The organism is Aliivibrio fischeri ATCC 7744 = JCM 18803 = DSM 507 (assembly GCF_023983475.1).
Taxonomy (GTDB): domain Bacteria; phylum Pseudomonadota; class Gammaproteobacteria; order Enterobacterales; family Vibrionaceae; genus Aliivibrio; species Aliivibrio fischeri.
Window position 1 is genome coordinate 2,088,090 of record NZ_CP092712.1, and the last position, 22,605, is coordinate 2,110,694.

Genomic DNA, 22,605 nt, shown 5'->3' on the forward strand with positions numbered 1-22,605 from the left:
TTTTTAAAGCATTCCTGTCTACACTATAAAAACGCAGCGTGAAAACTTGATGTAGATCACAATACATCGATAAAGCAAATTTTATCGAACTTCAAAAAGCATTATTTGAAGAGCTATTGTCTGGTCTGATACTTACATAATAATCAATATGGATGAATCTTATGAAGTACTTACTTTCTTGCGCATTGCTGCTTATTTCTTGTAACTGTTTTGCTAAATTTGATGGTCTTTATCTATCATCAGGCTTGGCTAAATCATCACTCACCCTTAACGGTGCTGAAATTGATTTAGATAACGGATTATTTATCAAAGCGGGCTACCCATTTATGCTTGCTCCAGAGTATTACCTTATTGTTGAACTTGAATACAACAAAATGGGTGATTACGAACATCATTATTCAAATGGCGCCAATTACGACAATACTGAGGTCGAAGCGAGTTCAATTGGAGCAAACTTAAAATACCAATCTTATTTGTTTGATACTGAGTTTTACCTAGCAAGTATTTTGGGTGTACATCAATATTCTTTAGACTTAATGGTTGATACGTATTCTCAAAATACGCTAAATGGAAAAACAATTACCACAACCATTACGGGTGAGAATTCAATTAATGAAGTGGGTTTATCGTATGGAGTTGAACTAGGATACTCGCTGCCCTACTCTCTAAATATTGCAGCGAGTTATACAATGGGACGTATTATTGCTAATGGGATCGGAATAGACTTTATTACCAGTCAGGTTACATTAAGTTACGTCTTTTAAAGGGGTTTGGTGATCTGCTCTTAACTCTTTATCTTTAACTAACGATTGTTTCAATAAGGCAGAATAAAGGGGTTGACCACCCAAAGCCTGAGCAATAAACGTTGCACCTAATGTTGTTACCAATAAAGGTAGGATTAATTGGTAATTATTGGTCATTTCCACCACAAGAATCACTCCAGTTACAGGTGCTCTAACCGTTGCAGCAAACAATGCTCCCATACCAGCAATAGCGTAAACACCAGGCTCAGCTATCCAACCCGGGAACCAAGCTGACATCACTACACCATAAGATAAACCAAGCAATGTACCTAAAGCTAACATTGGCGCAAAGATACCGCCGGGTGCACCCGATGAAAAACAAGCAACAGTTACAATAACTCGAAGAACAAAGAAACCTACCATAATTATCCAAGTCATTGGGCTGTAGAACATTTCAGTAATGATCTCCATACCACTACCCGATAGCTTAGGTGCAACTAAATGTAATAATGAAAATGTTGCACCAAAAATCGCCCCCATAAATACAATTCGAGATAGCTTATTTTGATGATATTTTTTAACTTTAGCAGTCCCTTTTAAAATCCATTTATTAAAGTTAACCCCTATAATGCCAAAAATAATCCCTAGAATTGCAAACAAGATAAGCGATCTTAGTGGTGGAACTTCAAAGCTTGGAATTGTTAAAAAGGCCTCTTGTCCGTGTAATGAACGCATAACAATCGTTGCAACCGCCGTTGCCAATGTCACACATTTAATTGAGGTAATGTTATATCTAAATTGTGGACGCATCTCTTCAACGATGAAAAGAATACCGGCTAATGGTGCATTAAAAGCAGCAGCTAAACCTGCAGCAGCACCAGCGGCAGTTAATATATGTGAAGAATGGCTGAATCGTTTACCTTTACAAGCAACCATTCGACCAACTGCACCACCAATTTGTATAGATGGACCTTCACGTCCTAACACCATACCTGAGCCAATGGTTAATGTACCGGCTATAAATTTAACAGGTAATACTCGATGCCAACGAATCTCATGAGTGCCATCCAATGCACCCTCAATGTGTGGAATACCACTACCTGCTACTTCTGGGGCAAATTTAAACGTTAACCAAAAACCTACCGCAGCCATTGCAGCGCCAGCAACTACAGCACCAACAGGGGCAATAAATTCAGAGTATGGAAGCGAATCAAGAAAATGTAAGCGTTGTTCGCCAATTAATCGAATAGACGCTTCGAACATTGCAACAACAGAACCAGCAATACCGCCAACTAGAGCAGATAAAAACAGTAGTGCATAGTAATCAGTTTGTGTGGTTAAAAATTTTGGGGTTGTGCGATGTTTAAGCATCCCACCTTGAAAGAAACGAAAATTGGGTGATTTTGGCATTTATCGAATCAACTTAGCACTTAAAGAGCATTGGCAACATTATTAGAATAAAGATCACAAATAATTATACGCTTCAGCAGCCGATAGACCCTAACCATTTACAAAAACTTAGATTGATTAAATGACCAAGATCGACCTTTGATATAAATCAAATAAATAACTCCTAGTTATTCTGTTACAAAACAAATAACAATAATTCCCATGAGATATAAAAAACCCGCAGAATGGTGTAATTCTGCGGGTTTCAAATAAAAGTAAAAGCTTAATAACAAAAAATTAATACAAACGGCTACCGTCTGGACGAGAGCGTAGTAAGTTTAATACCCACATATATTGCTCAGGGCGCTCAGTAACTAATTGTTCAATTGCAATATTCATTGCTCTAGCATCTGTTTCTTCATCACCAGATGGGAAATCAGCGATAGCAGGCAAAGTAATAATTTCAAACTGACCTGTTTCAGAATTATAAGATGGCAACATTGGTACTACTTTCGCTTTTGATAAGCGAGCCAGTTTACCAAACCCTTTTAGTGTCGCTTTTTGAGTCGCAAAGAAAGGAACAAATACGCTATTTTGGGGACCATGATCTTCATCTGGTAGGTAATAAGCTAAGTAGCCCTCTTTGATCGCCTTAATTAACGGTTTAATACCCGCACTACGAGCATAAATCTTACCGCCATATTGCATTCGCTGAACGTGCATTAGCCAGTCTGTAATTGGGTTTTTCTGTGGTTTCATCATAGTGGTTACATGATAACCACGAGAAGCTAATAAGATAGCTGGAAAATCAATAGCCCACGCATGAGGTGCTAAAATAATGATGTTTTCTTTCTGTTCAAGTAAAGGAAATAAATTATCTCCTCCCACAAAAATACCACGTTTTTCATTATGCTTACGGCTACGAACAAGCAACTCAGAAAAACCAAGCATAACTTGAGCACCCGTAATATAAGTATCTTCAAGTAGTTTCTGTCGCTCTTGTTCTGATTTTTCAGGAAAACAGGTCGCAATATTTAACTTAGCACGCTTAATACCACCACTTGGTTTCTTAAGTACTAATTTAACGATTTTCGCTGCTAATTTGTCACGTAATCGAAATGGAATAAAAGCCAAAATAATAGCAAAACCAATCCCAAGCCACGTTGGCCAGTATCTAGGATGAAGGAATGCCCATTGAAAAGTTGGGTTATAAACGTTTTTATCGATTTTTTCAGTCATGAATTGCTTCACTGTCTCATTATTATAAGTGAGTTATGATATAACAAAGCATTGCTGATAGAAACCTAGGAGATAGGGATGGCTTTCCAATTACACCCACGTTTGCAACAAGACTGTATTGTTTTAGGAAATTTACCTTTATGTAAGGTACTTTTAATTAAAGAAGATATTGGCCCTTGGTTAATTTTGGTACCAAGAATTGAAGAGTTAAAAGAAATTCATCACATGACTGATGAGCAACAGATCCAATTTATTAAAGAATCAAGTGCGGTTGCTCAACTATTAGAAGATAATTTCTCGCCTGATAAAATCAATATCGGTGCATTAGGTAATTTAGTGCCTCAACTGCATATTCATCACATTGCCCGCTTTACTACTGATGTGGCTTGGCCGGGACCTGTATGGGGGAATACAACGGGTATTATCCGTGCGCAATCTTCTCAAACTCAACTAGTTGATCTACTTAGAGATAAGCTAAGTAATATTACAGGCTTTAAGGGCTAAATTTATATAAGAAACAAAAAAGGCAGTGATCTCTACACTGCCTCTATTTACTAACACTTATTCTTCATATTCATTAAGCGTGTTGTAACTCATCCCACAGCTCAGCAACAATAATACGGTCTGCTGGAGATAATTCTGATTTTGCTTTTTCAAGACTATCATTAATATGACTTTTTAAGATCTCGATATCGTTAATACCTTGCTCTTCGCAATTAGCTACTGATAACGAAATATGACCACGTAAGTAGCCACCTGCAAATAACTCATCATCAGATGCCGATTCAATTCGAGCATCAATTAATTCAAGCATTTTTTCTTCAAATTCAATGATCATCTTTTTCCTATTGGACAATAAATTGTTCTTTAGTTAATGGGGCTATTTGATAAAACTCGCGCAATGCATTAGACAGCATATCAACTCGTGGTGGTAATCCACTATCTAAAATTGTCATTACTTCATTATGTACTTTTGCCATGAATGCTAAACGATCTGGTTCAAAATCGCCATTCAAGTTATCGCAGCTAACGTTAAATTTTAATCCTGCGCTTAATGACAAAATCCATTCATATGCTTGTGGTCTAATTTCAACCTTTTCAAATTCAGCTTGAACTTGCTCTGTACGTCCATCAGGCTCATACCAATAACCGAAATCTTCCAATAATCGACGTTCAGGTCCAGCGACACACCAATGTGCTATTTCATGCATGCCTGATTGATAGAAACCACGAGCAAAAATAATACGATGATAAGTAAATTCATCATCGGCAGGTAAATAGATAGGTTCATCACCACCAAGCTCAAGCTTAGTGTTGAAAGAATCATAAAAGGTATTATTAAAAATAGAGATTAAATCTTGGTATTGGTGCGACATGCCACGAGCTTCAAATTATAAATTGAACGACATTCTACCGCATGAATATTAAAAGACATATGTAGATAAATTTTTTTTATCTTCTTTTTCAAAATTATTCATTATGTGTAAAAAGATCGAACTGATACTCTCCGCAAAAATTACCTATGTGAATTATTTTATCCCTTTTTATTTGGAGCTATCAAAGCTGTGAATGACATCACTTTAGATTTAACTCAATTACTCGATTTAGGCCCTTTTTCCTGGACTGCGATTTTTGCTTGTGCATTTAATGGCTTTCTTATTGGCACAGAGCGCCAAACGCGTGGAAAACCAGTAGGAATAAGAACCTCAATTTTAATTATTTCGGGCACTTACTTCTTTCTTGCAATGGCGGTATCTCTATCACCCAATACATTAGATCAAGCAAGAGTATTAGGACAAATTATTACCGGTGTCGGTTTCCTAGGTGCTGGCGTAATGATGACCCTTGATGGAAAAATACATGGTGTAACCTCTGCGGCCATTATTTGGGTGCTTGCGGCTTTAGGTATGATGATAGCACTAAGTTATATTCAACAATCCATTATTATTACTTTACTCGCTCTGTTTGTACTCTTAGGAATTGATAAGCTTGAAAATTCATTTAAAAGTTTACGCCGCGGTGTACACCAAAAAATTCTAAATATCAGAATACACAAACCAAAAGCTCAAAAAATAGACATTAGACATAATAAAAACTAATCCGAATTAATTCAGAATAGTTTTTTTCATTCGTCATTAGTCGTTTAATTACATAAAATCTGTGGCTTCTTTTTTCGCCTACTTGGCACGTTACGGTATTAGAAAATGTTATTAACAATTCTTTATATTATTGGGATCACCGCTGAAGCTATGACAGGCGCATTAGCTGCCGGTAAGAAAAAAATGGATTGGTTTGGCGTAATGCTGGTTGCAAGTGTAACTGCCATTGGCGGTGGTACTGTACGAGATATCCTTCTTGGACACTACCCTATCGGATGGGTGAAAAACCCACAGTTTCTAGTAATTACGTGCATTGCGGGTGTATTAACTACTTGGATCGGCCCATGGGTGGCTAAAAACCATCGCTTCTTTGTTTTACTTGATGCGATTGGTCTTATCGTATTTAGTATCATCGGCTCCCAAGTTGCGTTAGATATGGGATTACACCCACTAATTTGTGTTGTTGCTGCTATCGTAACTGGTGTATTCGGCGGTTTACTTCGTGATCTTTTCTGTCGCCAACAACCTATGGTATTACATAAAGAGCTATACGCATCCGTCTCTTTATTATCTGCTGTTTTATACATTGGCTTACTTCATTTTGGCGTTGATGAGCTAATTACAACGATTACCACTATCGTTATTGGTTTCTCTGCACGTATGGCTGCAGTTAAATTTGGTTGGTGTTTACCAGTATTCCACTTGGATATTGGAGAAGAGCAACCAGAAACGATTGAAAAAAGATAAACCCTAAAGAGACTCGATTTTAGGGACGAGTAAGATCAGAAAGAGCCAGATTGAATATAAAGTCAATCTGGCTCTTTTTATTTATGTCAGTAGTAGGGGCTATTCTCCCTGCTTTTAATTCGCTCTGACTCGTCCCTAAAAACTAGTCCCTATCTCCTACAACTAAATCTTAGGCGTTTCTGTTTGTACACCAAAGTTCTGTCCACGATGGCGAACTAAATGATCCATTACAACAATCGCTAGCATCGCTTCTGCAATTGGTACAGCACGAATACCAACACATGGATCATGACGACCTTTAGTTATCAATTCTGTTTTTTCTCCGCTGCGAGTAATGGTTTCACCCGGAACCGTAATGCTTGAAGTTGGTTTTAAGGCAATATGAGCCACAATATCTTGGCCAGATGAAATACCACCTAAAATACCACCTGCATGATTTGAGCTAAAACCTTCAGGCGTTAAAGGATCACGATGTTCAGAACCACGCTGATTAACCACTTCAAAGCCATCACCAATCTCAACACCTTTAACTGCATTAATCCCCATAAGAGCATGAGCAACATCTGCATCTAAACGATCAAATACCGGCTCGCCTAAACCAACAGGAACGCCTTGCGCTACAACCGTGATCTTTGCTCCAATAGAGTCGCCTTCTTTCTTTAATTTACGAATAAGCTCATCAAAAGCATCAACTTTACTCGCGTCAGGACAGAAAAAAGCATTATTTTCAATTTCATTCCAATCAACAGAATCGATCGATACATCGCCCATTTGTGATAAATAAGCTCGAATCTCAATACCAAACTCTTGCTTCAAATACTTTTTAGCTACTGCACCGGCTGCAACACGCATAGCCGTTTCACGTGCCGAAGAGCGACCACCACCACGGTAATCACGTTGCCCATACTTCTGATGGTAAGTGTAATCAGCATGACCCGGACGGAATTTATCTTTTATCTCAGAGTAATCTTTAGAGCGTTGATCTGTATTTTCAATTAATAGACCAATAGAAGTACCCGTTGTTTTTCCTTCAAAAACACCAGATAGAATCTTCACTTCATCCGCTTCGCGGCGTTGTGTGGTGTATTTTGATGTCCCCGGTTTACGACGATCAAGATCAACTTGTAAATCAGCTTCGGTTAATTCCAAACCTGGAGGGCAGCCATCAACAATGCAGCCTAACGCTAACCCGTGGCTTTCACCAAACGTCGTTACTCGAAAATGTTGTCCTATAGAATTTCCAGCCATTACTTCCTCTGTAAATATAAGTGATTAGTCATCATTCACCTGACTAACAATCAGTTCTTAATAAAACCATATTGGCTTGAATCGTATTGAGAGTAAACCCCTATCCCAAGGTTTATCTTTCAGTTATTGGATTTTTTAATTTTCATTCTTTTTTGCCACCTTAACCTTACAACGGCAAAATGTGACCGCCATTCCAAAAAATATGGTAATATAACTCTCAGATTGAAGAATAAATGAATTTAAAAAACTTAAAACTTGCTATTAAAAATAAAAATTGAACATTTTTGATACAAAAAAGCAAAAGTTTTCAATTTTACTGTCGATATAATTATCAGTAGCAAGTAATTGGCACTAATCCTGCTATATACAATATGTAGTTAATTTAATGGATATCAATTCAATGAAACTGATTCGTTTAGTTAAAAAAGCATTAAGTAAGAAGCATTCAAGTCAAAAACAACAAGAACTTCGCAGACGATTGGATTTTGCAATGTCACAAAGCAAACAAGCATAAAAAAAGCCCGATGTTTCCATCAGGCTTTCATTTAGATTAATTTGGTTTAGTCGCGATAAAGAGCAAACTCATCAGCACAATCAAGAAGTTGCTGCTTAGTTAACATGAATACACCATGTCCACCTTCCGCAAACTCAATCCAAGTAAATGGAATGTCTGGGTATTGCTCCATCATATGAACCATTGAGTTACCCACTTCACAGATTAAGAAACCGTTATCCATTAAATAATCTGGTGCATTTGCTAAAATACGGCGAACTAACTTCAATCCATCAGTACCTGCAGCTAAACCTAATTCAGGTTCATGCTCAAACTCTTCCGGTAAACTGTTCATGTCTTCTTCATCCACATAAGGTGGGTTAGAGACAATAAAGTTATACTGATCTTTAGGAATATCACGTAATAGATCTGAACGAATTGGGAACACTTGTTGCTCCATACCATGATCTTGAACATTTTGTTCAGCAACCATTAGCGCATCCGTCGAAATATCAATCGCATCAACTTCCGCATTTGGGAACGCATGAGCACACGCAATCGCAATACAACCACTACCCGTACATAAATCCATAATACGTGTAGGCTCTTCGGTTAACCACGGTTCGAATTGTGTTTCAATCAATTCTGCAATTGGTGAACGAGGCACAAGTACACGCTCATCAACAAAGAACTCAAGACCACAGAACCACGCTTTATTCGTTAAATAAGCGGTAGGAATACGTTCATTAATACGACGAACAACACGCTCAACAATACGTAAACGCTCTGTTGACGTTAAACGTGATTCACGAACATGTGCTGGTACATCAATTGGCAAGTACAGTGTTGGAAGCACAAGTTGAACAGCTTCATCCCACGCATTATCTGTACCATGACCATAAAAAAGACCTGCGGCATTAAAACGACTTACCGTCCAACGCAGCATATCTTGTAACGTATGAAGCTCAGCGACCGCCTCTTCTACAAAAATCTTATCCAAAATTGCCCCCAAAACAAGTTATAATACTGCTGTTAATTATTGGAATTTAAAAATGAGCAAAAACGACCACCTATCAGATGACGAACTTTCGCTGTTCCGTGAAGCAGTACAAGGCTCTAAAAAGTTGCAACAGGATACCATAATCCATCAACCGAGTAAGAACTTTAGCGACCTTCAACAGCAAAGAAAATCATTAAAAGAAGGGAAAAATGAAGAGTTTTTCTTTTCTGATGAATTTGTACCACTTCTGAGTGAAGATGGTCCGATCCGCTATGCCCGTGATGACGTATCAAAATACGAAGTAAAACGCTTACGACGTGGTGTATACGTACCTGATGTATTTTTAGATATGCATGGTATGAAACAAGATGAAGCCAAGCGTGAATTAGGCTCTATGATTGCTTATTGCCTTAAAGAAAATATCTCTTGTGCGAGTGTTATGCATGGTATTGGCAAACATATCCTTAAACAAAAAGTACCTCTATGGTTAGCCCAACATCCCGATGTAATGGCTTTTCACCAAGCCCCTCTAGAGTTTGGTGGTGCTGGTGCCATTCTAGTATTACTCTCAATACCTGATAGATAAAAAAAGATCCCACAGCCACTCAGCTCTGGGATCTTTTTTATTTCAGGTATTCTTTATCGCGACTTATGGTTGTTGTAACCAAAGCAGCTCACTTTTCCCGGTTGTATATGAATATTCAACACAAGACATTGCAGATGTTGGGAACATCGGAGGCATAATTCCCGGAACAAAATCAGCAGTAAGATAGCCAACTAATGGCAAGTGAGATACCAACAAAATATTCTCAATATCCTCAACGCTACCTAAGGCTTTTACATATTCAACCACATCATCTGAATCACCATAAGGAGTAATGTCTTCACATATTTCTACTTTGGCATCCGTCACATTCAAAATTGGCTTAATCGTATTCCACGTTTGTTGTGCTCGCACATAAGGACTAACTAATACATAATCAAATTGTACTTTATGTTCAGCCATCAACCATTGCGCTATTTTCGCAGATTGGCTTTCACCATGAGCGGTTAAATTGCGCTCTTCATCTGAAGGTGCATAAGCTTCTGCCTCACCGTGACGCATTATGAATACTTTCATTTATTCATTCTCAAATCATTACTAACTTCACAATAGTAGCAAGCAATAGTAAAAATAGGAAAGAGAGAGTTTGCTAGTCTGTGGTATCAGCGCCATAATTGATAAAATAATTATACAAATAATGTCAAAAGAGTTAGCCATTATATTCAATTGGTTATCTTATTATTGATAACCATTGTTAAACTCTGCATTCAATAATTGACTATAAAAATAAAGTCCTTACGCCTTAAAACAGGAGCACCCTGTGCATATCAGTCCGAATGATAAAAAACATTACCGCTTAATTGAGCTTGATAACAAATTGCCTGTCTTGCTCATTCAGGATGAAACAGCACCACGCTCAGCCGCCGCCCTTTCTGTTAATGTCGGTCACTTTGATGATCCTGATGATCGACAAGGCCTTGCTCACTTTTTAGAGCATATGCTGTTTCTTGGTACACAAAAATACCCAAAAGTTGGGGAATTCCACTCTTTCATTAATCAGCAAGGTGGCTCTAATAACGCATGGACAGGAACCGAAAATACCACCTTCTTTTTTGAAGTCTCGCATTCAGCGTTTGAAGAAGGACTGGATCGTTTTGGTCAATTTTTCTACGCCTCTTTATTCAATGAGGAAGCTGTAGATAAAGAACGTAATGCCGTTGATTCAGAGTATAAACTCAAACTAAAAGATGACGTTCGCCGTATTTATCAAGTTCATAAAGAAACCGTTAACCAAGCCCACCCTTTCTCTAAATTCTCCGTTGGTAGCATTGACACATTAGCAGATAAAGAAAACTCATCTATTCGTGATGAAATGCTCGCTTTTTATCAAGCACATTATTCTGCCGATTTAATGACTGCTGTTGTACTTGGTAACCGTCCTCTTTGTGAGTTAGAGCTATTAGCAACTCAATCTTTTGCATCCATCCCCAATCAAAACCTTGGACATAAAGAAATTGATGTTTCTTATGTCACACCAAAAGAACAAGGTTGCTGGATTAACATTGAACCGCTAAAAGAAGTTAGAAAGCTAAGTCTTGCGTTTCATTTACCTAATCAAGATCGTTTTTATAAAACAAAACCCCTTAACTATCTTGGACATCTACTTGGCTATGAAGGTGATGGTAGCTTAATGCTTTACCTGAAAAAGTTAGGGTATATTCATTCATTAACTGCAGGTGGTGGGGTAAGCGGAAGTAACTTCAGAGAATTTACTCTTTCTTTTAATCTAACCGAAAAAGGCATGCTTCATCTTGATGAGATCATTCTCAATACCTATCAGTATATTGAATTGATTAAACAACAAGGTCTTGATGAGTGGCGCTACAATGAAAAGAAAGCAGTATTAGAATCCGCATTTCAATTCCAAGAAAAAACTAAACCTCTTGATTTAGTCAGCCACTTAGTTATGAATTTACAGCGTTATCATAAAGAAGATGCCATGTACGCTGATTACATGATGGAAGGTTATCATGAACAACACGTTCTCGATCTACTTGAGCAATTTACTCCTGAAAAAATGCGAGTCACTCTCGTAGCTCAAGATTTACAATATGATCGTAAAGATAAGTGGTATCACACCCCTTACTCTGTTCAGCCATTAAGTGAAGCCCAAATAAAGAGTTGGAGTCATGCTGAACTGCATCCTGAACTTCATTTGCCAGAGAAAAACCCTTATATCTGCTATGATTTAGAGCCTCAAGAATTAAAAGAAACCACCGTTCTTCCAACATTACTTGAAGACCTACCTGGTTTTCGCCTATGGCATAAGCAAGAAGAAGAATTCCGTGTGCCAAAAGGCATGGTATACATTGCAATAGATAGCCCACATGCCATTTCTGATCCAAGAAAAATAGTAAAAACACGCTTATGCGTTGAAATGCTTATGGACGCACTCAGTGAGCAAACTTACCAAGCTGAAATTGCAGGAATGGGGTATAACCTATATTGCCATCAAGGAGGCGTAACATTAACGCTTTCTGGCTTTAGTCAAAAACAGCCCTTATTACTGGATGTGATATTAAAACGTTTTTCTACACGTGAATTCAGCGCTGAACGATTTGAGTTTATAAAAAATCAATTGATCCGTCATTGGGGAAATGCATCAAAAGAACGTCCAATTTCACAGCTTTTCAATGCATTATCTGGGATTTTACAACCAAATAACCCTCCATACCCTGTACTTCTTGAAGCATTAGAAAGTATTGAAGTGGATGATTTACCGAATTTTGTTCAAGCTATGTTCGCGGAATTACACGTTGAGATGTTTGTCTATGGCGATTGGACTAAAGAACAAGCATTGGAATTAGGTCGTTCTTTAAAAGATACCCTACGAATGCAAAATCAAACTTATGGCGAATCATTCCGTCCATTGGTGATGCTTGGGGAATCAGGAACATTCCAAAGAGAATTAATCTGTGATCATTCTGATTCTGCGCTTTTAGTTTATTATCAATCTCCGCAAGAAGATCCTCGCAGTTTTGCCCTTTATACTCTTGCAAACCATTTAATGTCGGCTTCCTTTTTCCATGAGATCCGTACAAAGCAGCAACTAGGTTATATGGTAGGAACAGGAAATTTACCTCTTAATAAGCATCCTGGATTAATTTTATACGTACAATCCCCAATGGCACCACCTGCTATTTTACTTGATGCTATTGATGAATTTTTAAATGCTTTTTATATGGTGTTATTAGAGTTAAATGAACACCAATGGCAATCCAGTAAACAAGGGTTAATCGATCAGATATCAGATCCTGATACCAATTTACGAAGCCGAGCTCAACGTTTATGGACATGCATAGGAAATAAAGACACGAATTTTGATCATAAAGAGCGTGTCACTGAGGAGCTTAAGAGTTTAACAAGAATTGAAATGATCCGTTTTGTCGTTGGCATATTAAAACCAAGAACAGCAAATCGTTTAATCATGCATTCTCAAGGAACGGAACACCAGCAATATGACCGCTTAGATGTTGGCTTTGAAATTGATTCTATTGACCAATTTCAGCTAAGAAAAAAAGACATCAACCTCGGTTAATAATCTAAAATTCACGCCATAAAAATAAGGCCATCACAACGATGGCCTTTTAATTACATTGATATTATTACTCAATAAATCGATCACCGTATTTATCGGCATAGTTTCTCATTAAGGTCGCTAACTTCTCTTCCCCTAACGTATTCATATAAGTAAAAGGACCACCTAAAAATGGTGGGAAACCAATACCAAAAATAGCACCGATATCACCATCTCTTTCAGAAGCGATTATTCCTTCATCTAAACAACGTTTTGCCTCTGCCAACATAGGTAATACGCAACGCATTGCGATTTCATTTTTGCTTAGTTGTGACTGCGGCTTGATATTTAATAAGGTATAAACCTCTTGATCAGGTTCTTTCTTTTTCCCTTTATAAACATAAAATCCACGTTTTGTTTTTTTGCCCAATCGCTTATCGTCAATTAAGGTCTGAAATACATCAGGGCTTCGGAATCTATCTCCTAACTCCGCTTCCAATATCGGCATAATTTTCGCGCCAATATCAACTCCAACCTCATCTAATAATGAAATAGGCCCAACAGGAAATCCAAAATCCAATAAGGCTTCATCGAGCACCTCAATTGGCTCTCCGGCAAGTAACAGACGTGCCGCCTCATTCATATAAGGCGCAAGGATACGATTAACATAAAAGCCCGCAGAATCTTTTACAACAATAGGCGTTTTACCTTGTTGCTTAGCCAAAGCCACTACGGTTGAAATAGTTTCATCACTGGTTGCTGCATGGGGAATTACCTCAACCAATGGCATTTTTTCAACTGGACTAAAATAGTGTAGGCCAACAATGTTTTCAGGCTTTTGTGCTCCTTCGGCTATTTGGCCTATAGGAAGCGAAGACGTATTGGTTGCAAAAATAACGTCTTCTTTGCCTTGTGCTTGTACTGCTTTTACCATCTCTTGTTTTAGGTTTAAATCTTCAAATACGGCTTCAACAACCACATCTAACTTTTTAAAACCGTCAAACTCCGTCACTCCAGTTAGTTGCAACATTTGCTGTTGTAATTGCGCTTTTGAAATAATTCGGCGCTTTCTCAGCGTATCTAATCGTTGATAGTGATATTGGTAAGCATTAAGTAATCCATCATTATTGATGTCTTTTATTGTTACTTTCTTTTTCGCTTTAGCAATAGAAACATGGGCAATACCTCCTCCCATTAATCCACCACCTAGTATCCCAACATAATCGATGGATTTAGGTTCAGCGTCACTGCCTTTTTCCTTTTTCATCTCTGTCATGGCAAAGAATAAAGAGCGTAATGCCGCCGATTCTGGCGTCATGGCCAATCGAGCAAATTGTTCAGCCTCTCGTTGTAATCCTTTTTTCATCCCTTTATCTAAACCATGCTCGATACTATCTAAAATAGCGGCAATGGCAGGATAATTACCACGAGCTTTTTTCTGTGCTTGTTTTTCCGCTTGCGAAAAAATGACATTACGTCCTAATGGATTTCGAGATACCCCCCATTCTTTTGCACTCAATTTACGTTTCGCTTTTTTCTTTAAAGCAAAGCCCGCAGCTATACGAGACAAAATAGTATGAGGAACAGAAGCATCTACTACGCCTAATTTCAGTGCTTTTTTAGGTCTTAGTTGCTTACCCGTTAAGATAATATCCAAACTTGGCAGTAACCCAATTAATCGTGGTAATCGCTGAGTTCCACCTGAACCTGGGAGTAACCCTAATTGAACCTCAGGTAAACCGAGCTTGGTTTTATTATCATCACTACAAACACGATAATCACATGCTAAAGCTAGCTCTAATCCACCTCCTAGGCATGGACCATGTATTGCTGCAACCGTAGCGAATGGAAGATCTTCAATCCGCTGAAATAATTGCTGTCCTTTTTCAGCCAACGCTTGTGCTTCTGAGGCATTTTGGCAATTAGCTATCATATTAATATCAGCGCCTGCGATAAAATTATCGGGCTTACCTGATTGAATCACTAGTCCTTTAATGTGCGCTTGTTGCTCTTCAATCTCATCTAAAACTTGAGTCACTTGCTCAGCAAAAGCGGCTTGGAATGTATTCATTTTTTCATTCGGAACATCGATGGTTAACCATGCAATTTGGTCATCATCTTTAGTCCATGCAAATGCACTGGTATTTTTAACGGCTTCAAGCGTATTATTTTTCGTTTCTAACGTCATTATTCAACCTCCAACACCATTGCTGCACCTAAACCACCAGCGGCACAAGCCGTATTTAATCCTAATCCACCACCACGACGTTTTAATTCTCGTAATGTTTGAATGATCATTCTGGCTCCTGTTGCTGCAAATGGATGTCCATAAGCAATTGACCCACCAAGGACATTAAATTTATCCATATCAATTTCGCCAATGGCTTTATCTCTACCTAAACATTCTCTAGTAAATTTGTTTGAAGCAAACATTTTCACATTTGAAAGAGTTTGTGCTGCAAAAGCTTCATGCATATCAATTAAGGTAAGGTCTGATAATGAAATTCCCGCTTTATCCAAAGCCATTGGCGTCGCATAAGATGGTCCCATTAACATATCGTGATGCACATCTATCGCACTGAACGCAAACGAACGAATATAACCTAATGGTTCATAACCTAATTCTTTTGCTCGTTTTTCACTCATTAATAATAAAGCGGCGCCACCATCCGTTAATGGCGTACTATTAGCTGCAGTGACTGAACCATATTTACGATCAAATGCAGGGCGCAATTTGGCATAACTTGCTAGTTCTGAATCATGACGAATATTATTATCATGATCTAACCACGCGGTATAAGGTTCAGGAAAAGCGGTCATTACTTCATCTTGAATAAGCCCATCTTTCCATGCTTTGGCTGCAAGTGTATGTGAACGGTGTGCTAGTGCATCTTGTTCTTCGCGTGTTATTCCGTGACTTTTAGCCATTTGTTCTGCTGTTTGTCCCATAGAAATTCCCGTTGAATACTCAGCTACAGCAGGAGGAACAGGAGCAATATCTTTTAATGATAAAGTGCGAAGAAGTGATAACTTTTGGTAAACGGTTTTTGTTTTACTAAGAGCAAGTAAAGTAGAAGCTAACTTTTTAGAGACACCAATAGGCAATACAGAGGAAGAATCTGCACCACCAGCAATACCAATATCAATCGTGCCGGCCATGATACTTTCAACCACATTTGCCGTCGTTTGAAAACTGGTCGCACAAGCTCTAGTCACACTGTAAGCATCAGTACCTATATTCATCCCCGTACCCAAAACAATTTCGCGAGCAATATTCGGAGCTTCTGGCATTTGTACCACTTGGCCAAACACGACTTGATCAATTAATTTAGGGTCAATATCCGTTTTATCCATTAATGCCTTTACCGCTAACTTACCAAGATCTACAGCTGGTGTAGTGCTGAATGCTGTAGATTGTTTAGCAAACGGAGTTCGAATGCCTGATACAACAGCAATACGATCACCTTGTCGTGTCGTTAACGGTTGATACTTACTTGAATTTAAGCTGTTTGACATTGCTTCTCCTTGCATACATCAAAGGTGGTCAGACCTCAAATTGTAACCAAGTTGTTAATAAGATATAGTGATGATAATCACAGGCTCATCATAGAATAATGAATTTGGTCATGGGCTTAATTAAACGATAAATAGCAATACTTTTATTGGTATATAAATTTCGAGGTTATAGATAAGATATTAAGGAGGTTTTTGATCTAATTCTGTTTTTTTGGTAAAAAAAAACCACATCAGTCGATGTGGTCAGAATAAAAAACAATTAACGAGTAGCCAATTGTAAAAATCAGTTTCACCTGATAAGGAGAAAGTAAAGTCAGCCTTCAAAAGGAAATGTTATCTTGCTCAACGGGTTGATTACTCAACCAGATAACGAGATTAACTATAACGTTAATCTCAATTCATTTATTGAAATAGATCAATTTTATGTTCTTTTACTACTTTTTGGTCTTATGAATACAAAATCCACCTTCCGTTCATCAAACTGATGTTTTTTCCTCATCATAAAATTAAAATACAAAAACGGGTTAAAAATCACGATTTTTCATTTAGTTAACCATTTTTTTGACGCTCAGTTAGAGTATAAGCTCTACTTTGACTTAAATGGACAATCTATAACTTTAAAATCAACAAGTTATAAATATAAAAATAAAAATTAAAAAGCACAAAAAATAGAGTTAAAGCTCTATTAACATCAATTAGAATGCCATTTACGAACAAATCACGCCCAGATCACGAATTTTAACGATTTTTTCGCAGTGGTCGGATTTGTCGTCTATGCTCAGATCGTTATTATCTCGCCATCGAGATTTAAGTCTCAACTAAATAAATCTTTTCAGTCTTGAGAATTGAAAGGAAATAACAATACACGGAATATAATAATTATGAATAAGAAGCGTCTGTTTTCAAAAACACTTCTAGCAGCAACCATCACTCTTGCAACACAACAAGCTACTGCTGCCGGTTTCCAACTAAACGCACAATCAGCAACAGGCCTAGGCCGTGCATTTGCTGGTGATGCTGTAATCGCTGATAACGCATCAGTAATGTCACGTAATGCCGCTGCAATGGCTCTTTTTGATTCATCACAATTTTCAGCAGGCTTAAATTACATCGATACAGATATCGAAGTAAGCGATGTTAAATATCTTGGCCAAGATGTAGATGATGCTAATAACGGCAGTGGTACTCCTGTTCCTAATATTTACTACATCCACCGTCTAAATGATAAATGGGCGTTTGGTGCTGGTATTTATTCAAACTTCGGAACTGAAAATAATTTTGATAACAGTTTTGGGAAAGGTTCTGGTTTCGGAATGGCTCCTGATGCGACAGTATTTGGTGGTACTACTGAAATTAAGAGTGTCAATTTCGCCCTAACTACATCATATCGAATCAACGAACAATGGAGCGTTGGTGGTGGTATTGATGTAATTTATGGTACAGGTGTTCTTAAAAGAGAAGCTGTACTTACTAACCCTGCAACCGGTGCCGAAATGGGTCGTGCAAGCCTAGTTGATATCGATGCATCTGGAACAGGAGTTGGATTCAATTTAGGTACAGTATATGAACTTGATGAACGTAACCGTTTTGGTTTCTCATACCATTACAGCCCTGAAATTGAAGCAGAAGATGGGAATCAAAAGGTAACACTACCTCTTCCTGACATGATTGAATTTTCTGGTTACCACGAAATCAAAGACACTAAATTTGCAGTGCATTACTCTGTTCAATACATTGGTTGGAGTGACTTTGATAAAATTGAATTCACCAATAACCCAAGCGGTCTAAGTGAGAGCGTATATGATTGGCAAAATGGCATGCACTACGCAATTGGTGGTACTTATTTCCTAAACGACGCATGGACATTACGAGCAGGCTACATGTATGACACAGCAGCTCAAGATGAACTAACATCGATTTCTGTACCTGATTCAGATCGTCAGTGGTTCTCAGCAGGCTTTAGCTACCACTTTGAGAAGAAACACACAATTGACTTCGGCTTTACTTACCTAATGGGCGATGATGTTGATGTAACTGAAAATGCTGCACCGGGCGTTGATTTAACAGCAACAACACACGCAGATGCAATTCTTGCTGGTGTTCAGTACAGCTACAGCTTCTAAGATTCATTCTTAAAAGTGTCAATTCAAAAGGTCAGCGTATGCTGGCCTTTTTTGATCTTGAAGGAACAGTATTTAGGACGCTTCGCTTCAAGGGGCTAGGGGCTAGGGGCTAGGAGCAAGTAAGAGCAGACAACCCCCTCTAACTCCCCCTTCTATTTACTTTATCGATCATCATGACTCATCAATCAAGGGGGAGAACCTTCTTTGATACCATACGTTCAGCGTTCTGAATCCTGCTCTTCCTAAACTCTAGTCCCTAAAAACTCGTTCCTGCCCATACCCCCCTAAAAAATTCAGCGTACACATATACCCTCAAATACATATTCAGACCTACACCTGTACGCCCAAATAACACATCCGACCAGATAAATACAGAAAATTTAGCTAATTTTGAAGTTTTTTGCAGAAAAAAGCCCTTAAAACACGAAAATATCGATTTTTTATTTGAAGTTTTTGCTCTAAAACGTATTATCCACCCCAACTAATCACCACCAAATTCAGCGAACACTTGAATTTGATTTTGGAATTTATAATGAACAACAATAAAAATCGTCTATCTATCGCAGTGGCACTTGGCCTATTAGGTTCAGTTGCAAGCTCAAACACTATGGCTGCAGGTTTCCAACTTGCAGAATATTCAGCTATAGGTCTAGGCCGTGCTTACGCAGGTGAAGCAGCAATCGCTGATGGTGCTGACACACAATGGCGTAACCCTGCAATGCTGACATATTTAGAAGGCACTCAAATTTCTGTTGGTGGTATTTATGTTAATCCAAACGTTGATGTAAATGGTTATGTTGATGGCTCTAAATCACTAACTCAAAAAAGTGGACATACCTCATCTAAAGATTTTGCTCACAGTGCAGTAATCCCTAACTTTTACCTATCGCACCGTGTTAATGAAAAATTAGCTCTTGGTGTCGCTCTTGGTACCAACTACGGTATGGAAACCGATCTTGATGATAACTTTGCAGCAAGCCATTTTGGTAACACAGCAAGCATCATCACTAAAGAGTTGAATCTAAACATCGCTTACCAAGTAATGCCACAAGTAAGCATTGGTGGTGGTGTACGTTATGTTATGGGTGAAGGACATTTTGGCGCGAAAACACCAAGCAACATAAACCTTGGTCCTCTTGGAAATATCCCTAAAGGTACCACACTAAAATATATGGAAGGTACGGATGAAGCTTTTGGATGGCAATTGGGGACAGCTTGGCAAATCAACGAAGCTAACCGTATTGGTTTTACTTATAAATCAAAAGTCGATTTAAGCTTAGAAGGTCATGCGGAAGGGTTTGCATTTAACCCTAAAAACCCAACACAACATTACTCTGGCTCAATGGCTTTAGCTATGCCAGCAACAGCTGAATTAGCTAGTTTTCATCAGCTAACAGATACCATAGCAATTCACGCTAGTTTTAACTGGACAGATTGGAGCAGCTTTGAAAAATTAGAAGCGAATATCCCTTCTCTTAGTACACCAGTTCAAGATATCAAAGAAGAACATTGGGAAGATAACTACCGTCTAGCTATCGGTGGTACTTACCAATTAGATCAAAAACTAACTCTACGTTCTGGTATTGCTTACGATACTTCAGCGGTTAGTGATAAAAATCGTACAATTACCATTCCAGAAACCGATCGCTTATGGTTAAGCATTGGTGCAGGTTATGACTGGTCTAAAAACTTAAGCTTAGATGCTGGTTTTACTTACATCGTAGCTAAAGACGCACCGATCACTGAATCTCGTGGCTATGAGTCAGATGATGCTGCTCAAGCAATCGGTGGTCAATTCAACGGCGAAACAACTGGTAATGTATGGCTAGTTGGTGTTCAAGCGAACTACCGTTTCTAATCTGAAAACCATTTATATTGAGGCCTCTAATTTTAGAGGCCTTTTTTATTGAACTTTACAACAGAAACACTCAATTCTAAATAAATCAACTTGATAGAAACCACTTTCCGGTTACACTTTTTATATTCATTCTTTAAGTGTGCAACTCGGAGTATTGATTTATGTCTATACCTCAATCCATAAAACAGCAACCTATGCTACTGGCTCTTACATCTCTTTATTCTGTGATATTTCTTTTTTCTGCTTTTGAGCCTGTATCACGAGCGGTGTGGTTTGCTGAAATTATTCCTGCATTATTAATTTTAGCTGGCATTTTTTACATGGCGACACGCTTTCAGTTCAGCAAAACAGCCTTGGTATTTATGTTTATTTGGCTATTTCTTCATACTATTGGCGCTAAATATACTTTTGCCGACGTTCCTTTTGATTGGTTTAATAACTTGATTGGATCAGAACGAAATAACTTCGATCGCGTCGCGCACTTCTCAATTGGTTTTTACGCTTACCCTATCGCTGAATATCTCATCAAAACAAAGAAATGCTCTACTCCTCTTGCGATGGCTTTTGGCTTATTCACATTAATGAGTGTTGCTGCTGGATATGAGATTATTGAATGGTGGTACGCCGCTATTGCAGGCGGTGATGAAGGGATTGCTTTTTTAGGCTCTCAAGGTGACATATGGGATGCACAAAAAGATATGCTATGTGATACAACCGGATCTCTATTTGCTTTATTAATCTTATTTTTCCAGCGGAATAACCGCTAGGTTTCAGGTTTCAGGTTTCAGGTTTCAGGTTTGATATTGATATGACCCCTTAAAAGTAGACACGGGGTTTTAGTTACTTAACTCAAAATCTATGGGGCTCTTTCCTCCTAGAGTCCCATGCCTTCTTATCGGATTATAATAGCCATCGATATAAAGTCGACTTTGCATTGTCATCTCTTCTCTTGATAGTTGCCCTAAACAGCTTATCCATTCCTTTTTATACTGAGCAAAGAAACTCTCTGAACAAGCATTATCCCAACAGTTTCCTTTACGGGACATACTGATTGTTATTCCTCTCTTGTACAACCAACGCATCGTCATCTCTGACGTATACTGAACTCCTTGGTCTGAATGAAACATCAATTGACTACCATCAGGTCTACGTCTTTCCCAAGCCTTCTTTAAACTACGAACTACAAGCTCTGCGTTGTTAATCCTACTCGTCGACCAACTGATGACCTTTCTTGAGTAAAGGTCTAATACAACACATAAGTACTGCCAACCCTCACTACATCGGACCTGAGTAATGTCTGAAGTCCAAACCCTGTTTGGCTGTGATACTGAAAACTTTCGGTCCAGTAAATTAAAAGCTGGAAAGCCTAATTTCTGCTTAGGCGCACACCCATGCCTCTTCTTACTCGCTCTGGAACGATAACCAAGACTTTGAAGCAGACGTTGGATCCGTTTCTTATTACAAATAAAACCATAAGAGATAGCGGCTTCATAGAGTTTTCTATAGCCAGGGACACAGTGTTGACGTTCGCTTTCGTCTTTTAAAAAACACTTCAATTCAGCGTTATATCTATCGCGAAGCGTAGGCTCTCTATTTAACCACTTATAATACCCTGAAGTGGACACATCAAGATAGCGACAAAGTTTTACTACCGGCCTTACTGGGCTTGAGTACTTGGAAATAAACTCAAATCTTATTCTCTTCGTCTTTCGAAGTAGGCCGTCGCCTTTTTTAAGATATCGTTCTCCAACTCCGCATCTGCTAAGCGTTTTTTAAGTTCGACAACCTCACGCTCTAGTTCTTTTAGCGATTTTTCAGGGCCTTTATTAGGAATGGGCGCTACTGTGTGTTTTTTAGATGTCATCTGGCTTCTCCATTTTACCAATAGCTGAGGAGCGATCCCAATAGAGATCGCCACTGATTTTACTGTATCTGGAGAGTCTAATGACTGTTGAACTGCGTTTCTTTTGAACTCATTAGAAAACTTTCGTTGTGATTTGATTTTCATGTCACTCAATCCTCGTGATCG

19 protein-coding genes are annotated in these 22,605 nt (G+C 38.4%); 9 read left to right on the forward strand and 10 right to left on the reverse strand.

What is annotated here, in order from left to right; all coding sequences use genetic code 11:
• The first annotated feature begins 161 nt into the window (after window positions 1-161).
• Window positions 162-764, forward strand: coding sequence for an outer membrane beta-barrel protein (locus tag AVFI_RS09590; RefSeq protein WP_054775864.1), 603 nt, complete (start codon window positions 162-164; stop codon window positions 762-764).
• On the opposite strand, the gene clcA is transcribed toward AVFI_RS09590, so the two are convergent.
• Both clcA and lpxM read right to left on the reverse strand, forming a co-directional pair.
• Window positions 747-2,153, reverse strand: a complete 1,407-nt coding sequence (gene clcA / locus AVFI_RS09595) for a H(+)/Cl(-) exchange transporter ClcA (RefSeq protein WP_041941365.1) — start codon at window positions 2,151-2,153, stop codon at window positions 747-749. The genes AVFI_RS09590 and clcA overlap by 18 nt on opposite strands.
• Window positions 2,154-2,429: 276 nt before the next feature.
• Window positions 2,430-3,371: a lauroyl-Kdo(2)-lipid IV(A) myristoyltransferase gene (lpxM, locus tag AVFI_RS09600; RefSeq protein WP_065624156.1), complete on the reverse strand. Its 942-nt coding sequence runs from the start codon at window positions 3,369-3,371 to the stop codon at window positions 2,430-2,432.
• A 78-nt stretch (window positions 3,372-3,449) separates the two neighbouring features.
• Between lpxM and AVFI_RS09605 the strand changes: the two genes are divergently transcribed.
• On the forward strand, window positions 3,450-3,875 hold the full coding sequence (locus tag AVFI_RS09605) for an HIT domain-containing protein (protein WP_054775862.1): 426 nt from the start codon (window positions 3,450-3,452) through the stop codon (window positions 3,873-3,875).
• Between the two features lie 73 nt (window positions 3,876-3,948).
• Here AVFI_RS09605 and AVFI_RS09610 read toward each other — a convergent pair whose 3' ends face one another.
• On the reverse strand, window positions 3,949-4,209 hold the full coding sequence (locus AVFI_RS09610) for a YfcL family protein (protein ID WP_012533551.1): 261 nt from the start codon (window positions 4,207-4,209) through the stop codon (window positions 3,949-3,951).
• Window positions 4,210-4,216: 7 nt separating this feature from the next.
• Window positions 4,217-4,747, reverse strand: a complete 531-nt coding sequence (locus AVFI_RS09615) for an elongation factor P hydroxylase (RefSeq protein WP_054775861.1) — start codon at window positions 4,745-4,747, stop codon at window positions 4,217-4,219.
• A 189-nt stretch (window positions 4,748-4,936) separates the two neighbouring features.
• On the opposite strand from AVFI_RS09615, the gene AVFI_RS09620 reads away from it, so the two are divergent.
• Window positions 4,937-5,470: an MgtC/SapB family protein gene (locus AVFI_RS09620; protein WP_065597876.1), complete on the forward strand. Its 534-nt coding sequence runs from the start codon at window positions 4,937-4,939 to the stop codon at window positions 5,468-5,470.
• 105 nt (window positions 5,471-5,575) lie between these two features.
• Window positions 5,576-6,217, forward strand: a complete 642-nt coding sequence (locus tag AVFI_RS09625) for a trimeric intracellular cation channel family protein (protein ID WP_155662971.1) — start codon at window positions 5,576-5,578, stop codon at window positions 6,215-6,217.
• A gap of 162 nt (window positions 6,218-6,379) precedes the next feature.
• Here AVFI_RS09625 and aroC read toward each other — a convergent pair whose 3' ends face one another.
• Complete coding sequence (gene aroC, locus AVFI_RS09630) at window positions 6,380-7,465, reverse strand: chorismate synthase (protein ID WP_011262335.1); 1,086 nt, start codon at window positions 7,463-7,465, stop codon at window positions 6,380-6,382.
• Between the two features lie 560 nt (window positions 7,466-8,025).
• Window positions 8,026-8,958, reverse strand: a complete 933-nt coding sequence (gene prmB, locus AVFI_RS09635; protein ID WP_005420259.1) for a 50S ribosomal protein L3 N(5)-glutamine methyltransferase — start codon at window positions 8,956-8,958, stop codon at window positions 8,026-8,028.
• A 52-nt stretch (window positions 8,959-9,010) separates the two neighbouring features.
• Here prmB and smrB point away from each other — a divergent pair, with 52 nt between their 5' ends.
• Complete coding sequence (gene smrB / locus AVFI_RS09640) at window positions 9,011-9,544, forward strand: endonuclease SmrB (protein WP_005420263.1); 534 nt, start codon at window positions 9,011-9,013, stop codon at window positions 9,542-9,544.
• A gap of 63 nt (window positions 9,545-9,607) precedes the next feature.
• Here smrB and sixA read toward each other — a convergent pair whose 3' ends face one another.
• Entirely contained in the window at window positions 9,608-10,078 is a 471-nt protein-coding gene (gene sixA, locus AVFI_RS09645) for a phosphohistidine phosphatase SixA (protein WP_026029401.1), read from the reverse strand.
• Between the two features lie 244 nt (window positions 10,079-10,322).
• On the opposite strand from sixA, the gene AVFI_RS09650 reads away from it, so the two are divergent.
• Window positions 10,323-13,100, forward strand: coding sequence for an insulinase family protein (locus AVFI_RS09650; protein ID WP_188863739.1), 2,778 nt, complete (start codon window positions 10,323-10,325; stop codon window positions 13,098-13,100).
• 67 nt (window positions 13,101-13,167) lie between these two features.
• Here AVFI_RS09650 and fadJ read toward each other — a convergent pair whose 3' ends face one another.
• Together fadJ and fadI are read right to left on the reverse strand one after the other, a co-directional pair.
• Window positions 13,168-15,267: a fatty acid oxidation complex subunit alpha FadJ gene (fadJ, locus tag AVFI_RS09655; RefSeq protein WP_188863738.1), complete on the reverse strand. Its 2,100-nt coding sequence runs from the start codon at window positions 15,265-15,267 to the stop codon at window positions 13,168-13,170.
• Window positions 15,267-16,595: an acetyl-CoA C-acyltransferase FadI gene (fadI, locus tag AVFI_RS09660; RefSeq protein WP_188863737.1), complete on the reverse strand. Its 1,329-nt coding sequence runs from the start codon at window positions 16,593-16,595 to the stop codon at window positions 15,267-15,269. The genes fadJ and fadI overlap by 1 nt, the downstream gene beginning before the upstream one ends.
• An 881-nt stretch (window positions 16,596-17,476) precedes the next feature.
• On the opposite strand from fadI, the gene AVFI_RS09665 reads away from it, so the two are divergent.
• From AVFI_RS09665 to AVFI_RS09675, 3 genes are all read left to right on the forward strand, one after another.
• Complete coding sequence (locus tag AVFI_RS09665; protein ID WP_054775859.1) at window positions 17,477-18,718, forward strand: outer membrane protein transport protein; 1,242 nt, start codon at window positions 17,477-17,479, stop codon at window positions 18,716-18,718.
• 532 nt (window positions 18,719-19,250) lie between these two features.
• Window positions 19,251-20,576: an outer membrane protein transport protein gene (locus tag AVFI_RS09670; RefSeq protein ID WP_188863736.1), complete on the forward strand. Its 1,326-nt coding sequence runs from the start codon at window positions 19,251-19,253 to the stop codon at window positions 20,574-20,576.
• A 161-nt stretch (window positions 20,577-20,737) separates the two neighbouring features.
• Entirely contained in the window at window positions 20,738-21,343 is a 606-nt protein-coding gene (locus tag AVFI_RS09675) for a DUF2238 domain-containing protein (protein ID WP_017020050.1), read from the forward strand.
• 69 nt (window positions 21,344-21,412) lie between these two features.
• Here the strand turns inward: AVFI_RS09675 and AVFI_RS09680 are convergent.
• Window positions 21,413-22,584, reverse strand: a protein-coding gene (locus AVFI_RS09680; protein ID WP_139073841.1) for an IS3 family transposase whose coding sequence is annotated in 2 segments (ribosomal slippage) — window positions 21,413-22,314 and window positions 22,314-22,584 — 1,173 coding nt in all. Because the reading frame shifts where the segments join, the coding sequence is not laid out codon by codon here.
• Window positions 22,585-22,605: the final 21 nt, after the last annotated feature.